Source organism: Neobacillus drentensis (genome assembly GCF_036965245.1).
GTDB lineage: Bacteria > Bacillota > Bacilli > Bacillales > Cytobacillaceae > Neobacillus > Neobacillus drentensis_G.
Genome location: NZ_JBALPG010000077.1, coordinates 14,398 through 20,093, shown reverse-complemented (window position 1 = coordinate 20,093; position 5,696 = coordinate 14,398). Strand labels below are relative to the sequence as shown.

General features: G+C 35.6%; 3 protein-coding genes and 1 pseudogene. 2 read left to right on the top strand and 2 right to left on the bottom strand.

Annotated features, from left to right (window positions below; all coding sequences use genetic code 11):
- Positions 1-213: 213 nt before the first annotated feature.
- Complete coding sequence (locus V7150_RS16585) at positions 214-1,323, bottom strand: lactonase family protein (protein ID WP_335520584.1); 1,110 nt, start codon at positions 1,321-1,323, stop codon at positions 214-216.
- 169 nt (positions 1,324-1,492) lie between these two features.
- Here V7150_RS16585 and V7150_RS16580 point away from each other — a divergent pair, with 169 nt between their 5' ends.
- Together V7150_RS16580 and V7150_RS16575 are read left to right on the top strand one after the other, a co-directional pair.
- On the top strand, positions 1,493-2,887 hold the full coding sequence (locus tag V7150_RS16580; RefSeq protein WP_335520581.1) for a pyridoxal phosphate-dependent decarboxylase family protein: 1,395 nt from the start codon (positions 1,493-1,495) through the stop codon (positions 2,885-2,887).
- A gap of 449 nt (positions 2,888-3,336) precedes the next feature.
- Positions 3,337-3,753, top strand: a complete 417-nt coding sequence (locus V7150_RS16575; protein WP_335520578.1) for a VOC family protein — start codon at positions 3,337-3,339, stop codon at positions 3,751-3,753.
- A 1,810-nt stretch (positions 3,754-5,563) separates the two neighbouring features.
- On the opposite strand, the pseudogene V7150_RS16570 reads toward V7150_RS16575, so the two are convergent.
- A pseudogene (locus V7150_RS16570) lies at positions 5,564-5,696 on the bottom strand (pentapeptide repeat-containing protein); the annotation flags it as partial.

Genomic DNA, 5,696 nt, shown 5'->3' with positions numbered 1-5,696 from the left:
TTAGGTGCGAAAGTTGAGTAATAAGTAAAAAAACCGGAAGAATTATTGAGACTTAAATTAAGACTCCGACGATTCGATTATTTGATCCAAAACCTTAATTCAGCCTGATTGGTTACTTGAATAAGGAAAAGGGAGAACCTTCTTTATTGAAGAATCGCTCCCGTTCATGAAAAAGGTCAGTTACTTATACCTGTAAATTCATTGTAACTAGAATCAAAGAACAGCTAAACCTTGCGATCCAAAATAAGGAACGTTAGTCCAAGCAGCAACCTGCAATCTAACCAGTTTACCATCATTTTGGATATTAAATACGGAGACTGTACCCTGGTTTCCGTTAAGGGTGTAAAAATGCCGTCCATCTTTACTCACTCCAACATCCATCGGCAGACCAGGAGCTGTGCCTGTGGGTGTACTGGTGATATGCCTGACAACCGATAAAGCTCCACTTCGATCGATTAGGTAAGTGGAGATGGTACCGCTTAAGGTGTTGGTAATATATGCAAAACGTTCATCCCTCGTAGTTACAACCCAGCAAGCGGTCTGATATCCGTTCGGTATAGAACCGCTGATCACATGAAGGGTACCGTCCCTTCTCATTGAATAGGATGACAGCGCATTTGCAACTGCTTCCGTAACTAAGAGGATTCCTGAGGATAGAAAATAAGCGCCCAATGGTCCTGCACCATAAGAATCATTAACGATTGGCCTTGTAACCGTACCATTTTGATTCACATGGAATACAGTGAGATGGTTTGAAGTAAGCTCGGATACAAGGATTTTACTGCCATCTGGAGTGAAGAGAACCTGCGCCGGCTGAGCATTGAAGGTACTGAGAGAATGAGTGGATCCGGGAATAGGAGTAAGGCGGCCGTTACCATCTAGACGAAAACCAGTGATATTGGATGCAAAATTATTGGCGGCATTACCGACATTGGCAACATAGACAAGATTACCAAACACATCTACGGTATTGGGCTGAGCACCTCCTGATGGCTTCACATCCACGAGAACGAGTCCACCGCTGTCAGTAATGATAAAACTGCTGATACTATGGCTGCCTGCGTTAATTGCAAGCAGGAAACGTCCATCACGGGACAAAGTTAGTGAGCCTTGTGAAGCAAGAGGATCGATGCCATCGTTTGCTGTTGCAGTGGAGACTTCCTTTGTACCAGTACCTCTACCATAAGTTGGGTAGGAACCCGTAAAGGTGAGCATTCCATTCATATCCCTGTAAAAGGCAATGATTTGATTCATTACTTCATTATTGGTCATAATGTAAACCATACTTGCACTCGTACGAAAATATTTGTTCATATTCTGCATCTTATAACTCTCCTCCTTTCATAGTTTTATATGGTGCTCTTGCCATTTCAATTCCCAAAATTGATGTATATTGGTTTAACAGATTATCATCCCTTATCCCACTAACCTGTCGTTAGTTTAGTTAACTATCTATTAATCATAGAAAGTGGTGAGACTTTTGGTAAAGAGAATGGAAAAAGATCAAGAAAAGATAGACTTAATTTTAGAAAAATTTGTTCAACATACAAAGAAGTTTTTCAAAGAACTAGACTCACGACGAGTTGCTGTTTCGAATCATCAAATTAACAGGCAAGAATTATTGGAAGAAGGAATAGGGCTTCATAAGGCATTGGATGTTTTTGAGAAAGAATATTCTAAAAGCCTAAGTGCTAGTACGGGGCCAAGATACTTAGGATTTGTCACTGGAGGATCAACCCCTGCCTCTATCCTAGGTGATTGGCTTACAAGTTTATATGATCAAAATGTTATGATGACTGAAGACTCCATTGCAGGTTATATGGAAATCGAAACAATAGAAATGTTAAAAGATTTATTTTCCCTAAGTAAGGATTATAGTGGAACATTTGTAAGTGGAGCAACTATGGCAAATTTTATAGGTCTTGCTCAAGCAAGACAATGGGCCGCCCATCATTATAAGGTGGATGTGTCTCAACAAGGTCTTTTTAAACTCCCTCCTATTAAAGTTTTAGGAGGTGCAATACATTCCAGTGTTTATAAAGCATTGGCTATGTTAGGCATGGGAAGAGAATGTGTTCAACCTATTGATCTTCAATTAAATCGAGAAGCTATAGAAACATCAGTATTACGTTCGTACCTTGAGGAAAATAAAAATGAACCATGTATCGTTATAGCTAATGCCGGGACAGTTAATACAGTTGATTTTGATGACTTGTCTGCCATCGGAAAATTAAAAGAAGATTACAACTTTTGGTTACATATAGATGCAGCTTTTGGAGGATTTGCAGCGTGTTCACCTAAGTATAAAATACTTGTCGAAGGAATTAACCTAGCTGATTCTATTACAATAGACGCTCATAAGTGGTTAAATGTACCTTACGATTCTGCTATGCAATTTACGCGGCATAAACATTTACAAGTAGAAGTGTTTCAAAATAACGCTGCTTATCTTGGCAGTTCAATAAGTAATCCCGAGTTCATACACCTTACCCCTGAAAATTCCCGCAGGTTTAGGGCACTACCTGCATGGTTTACCCTAAAAGCGTATGGGAAAAAAGGTTATCAAGAACTTTTTGAGAGAAATATTGAAATGGCAAGTATGTTAAAGGATAAGATTGAACAAAGTGAACAGTTTATTATGTTAGCTCCTGTAAGGTTAAATGTTGTTTGTTTTACATTAAATCAAGAGGGACTTACAACAGATACGGTTTATAAATTCATTGAATTATTAAATGAAGATGGTCGAGTATTTGTAACGCCTACAATATATAAAAATAAGCCAGCAATACGTGCTGCTTTTAGTAATTGGAGAACTAAGAATAGGGATATTTACATAATTTGGAATGCGTTAACGGATGCTGCTAAAAAAATAAATAATGACGGTTAAAACAATGAGTATAAGACCTCTTTTTTTAAAGAAGTAATCGTGTATGGTGTTAAAGCTCAGCAAAAATGTATCGGCAATCTTATAAAAAAACAAGTTAGTTTTATGGCAAACTCTAATAATCTTCTGTGAAATTAAGGAATCAAAACTTTATAGGCAGCCTTGCTAATTGTCTGTAGCTTTGGAATAAAGATTGATAGATGAAGAAGGAAGAGCATGTTTTGAAAATGATTGTTTAGAATATGCTCTTCCTATATGTGGGATTAACTTAAAGGTAAGAAAAGAATAATTGTGATGTTATGTGGCATATATATAATCTGGTTGACCTAACTATAAAGAACAAGAAACCCATATCAGTAATATTTGCACGTTAGAAGAAAAACACACAAGTGTTACCGATTTTGGTCAATACGTTTATTTCTGAATAATCATTGTTAAAAGGAGATGAGTGAATGAGGTTGAATCATTTAAATCTATGTGTTGATGATTTATCAGAAGCTAGACATTTCTTTGAAACATATTTTGATCTTCAATTTTTGGAACAAAAGGGAAGAGCTCTTGTAGTGATGAGTGATGAGAGTGGATTTATTCTCGTGTTAAGTGATCCAAAAGCATTTAAGGAGAAAAAGGATATTAGATATCCTGAAGCTTTTCATATTGGTTTTTTGGTGGAAACTTCAAGTGAGGTTGATCAAGCATATGATCGTTTAGTAGCTGGGGGCATTGAAATAGACAAGGAACCTTATACAATGAGAGGTAGTAGTTATGGTTTTTATTTCACAGTATTTAATGGTTTATTAATTGAAGTTTCTTGCATTGACTATAAAGATGGTAAAAAAGTTTCAAGACTCAATGACACTCATCTTTAGTAATTGCTACAAGATACAAGCCCCCTCCTAGGACTTGGGAAAGGGCTTGTTACAATCCCCGTTATCGGCAATAAAAAAAGGTTCTTCAATTGAAGAGCCTTTTTTGCTTCTTATTTAACTAACGCACCCGTAAGCCATTCGTAAACACTGGCGATTTCATTTTTTAAATTCCTCAACATGCTACAAATGAGGAATCTGGAAAAATCCCGCTTTTGTTATGTTCTTATTCTTCTCACACGCTTGATCGGTTCTATAAAAGTTAGTTTATCATCCTCTGAAGCGACCTTCTGCCTACGGTATAGATAATTTTGGTAAGAAAAAAGTGGCGTGACTTTTGAAAGATTTGGGAATGTCTATTTCCTATAGAGGGTATTTTTAACAGACGAAGTACAAAAAAACAAGAATATTGTCGAATAATATTAGCGTTAAGCAAAAAGTCCGTACACACTTAAATAAGCAAGACATCGAGGTACTAAAGACCCCCTAAAAGAAGTAAAAAGTAAACTTTCTTACAAACCAATACTATTTTTTTATCAACCTTCAACTTACACATACATATATGTCATTGATAATCAAAATACTAAATTTTTTGAGGTGCGAGTATGTCATTTAATCATAAAAGTAAAGTGTTAGAGAAGAAAAAAAAGAAGGAAATACTTGTTCGTAGATTATATTTGCTGTTGCAACAAAACAGAAAATTGAAGACTTATGGAAAAGAATCTTAGATTACAGTTATCTTGGGCTACATTATGGGCTGAATTTTACATCCAATCTTTTATGGATTGAAATTCCTGAACCACCTTAACTATGCAGTTATTTTTGCTGCACAAAGAACTACGGGTAACAGAGGTTACGGAATAATGGCAAACAAAATGGTAGCGTTAGCTTTTCGGCAGATGGGATTCTTATTAGTGGTAAGTACTCGGGATTATGGGTTAGAAATTACATCTACGTAAAGTTCTCACATTTTCACACTCTCCTTTAATTATCCTGACCGATAGTGGAATAAGAAAAGAGCTGCCGTAGCAACTCTCTGTTTAACTCATGCACCCATTAATGGAACAAGTTTACCATTTACTTCTCTTTTAATCACTCTAACCACTGTATATACCACTCTTGGGGTAACTTTACTTTAGATAAGTCCATATTCTGCAATTCTTCCAATGGATAAGAATTAGCCAAGAATAAAATAAGGAAGGTAGGTAAATGGTATGATCAAATGGATGCAAACAGATCAAGATATATATGAAAAAAAGCTTAAAAGCGTTATGAAGCGTTTAAAAATTGAAGATTTCAATTTCAATTGGAATCGGAACAGTTGTTATATTGAATTTCAATATCAGGAAAATTCGTACAGGATGGAACACTCAGTTCAAATAGCAAGAGAAAAAGGCTTAATATTAAGGAACGGATTGTATTGTTTAAAAGAGTTAGTCCAATCCCTTGAGGATCTGTGTCGAATCATTGAGAGAGGCACTTATAAACTCGAGACTTGGATATCCGGATTTAGCAGAAGTGATACATGAATTTCTAGAAATAGTTTATATAAAATATAGTCATTTTTAGATGTCAAAATAATCACTGACTTTAGCGTTCGGAACCGTTGAAGAAAACGTAGAGTAATAGATAAGGAGAGCAATTATGAATTTTTGGGCGGATAGATTCTTTTTTTAGGGAAAACTATTTTTTTGTAATAAAAAAAATGTCTTAATGGCAGTTTATTTAAAAAAAGCATTTCTATATAAGTTAGGCATAACTTGTATATAAATGCTTAGTGTTTATTTAATTAAAGCACTCGTTCAATAAGGCTTTATCGTTTAACCTTTAACCCTAACAACGTTGCAAATCCAATTGCTTGTTCAGGGGAAACTTCACATCCAGTTAAACTCTCAAAAGCCACATTAAGTCTGTCAAATGTACATGTGCTAATATCTATACCTTTT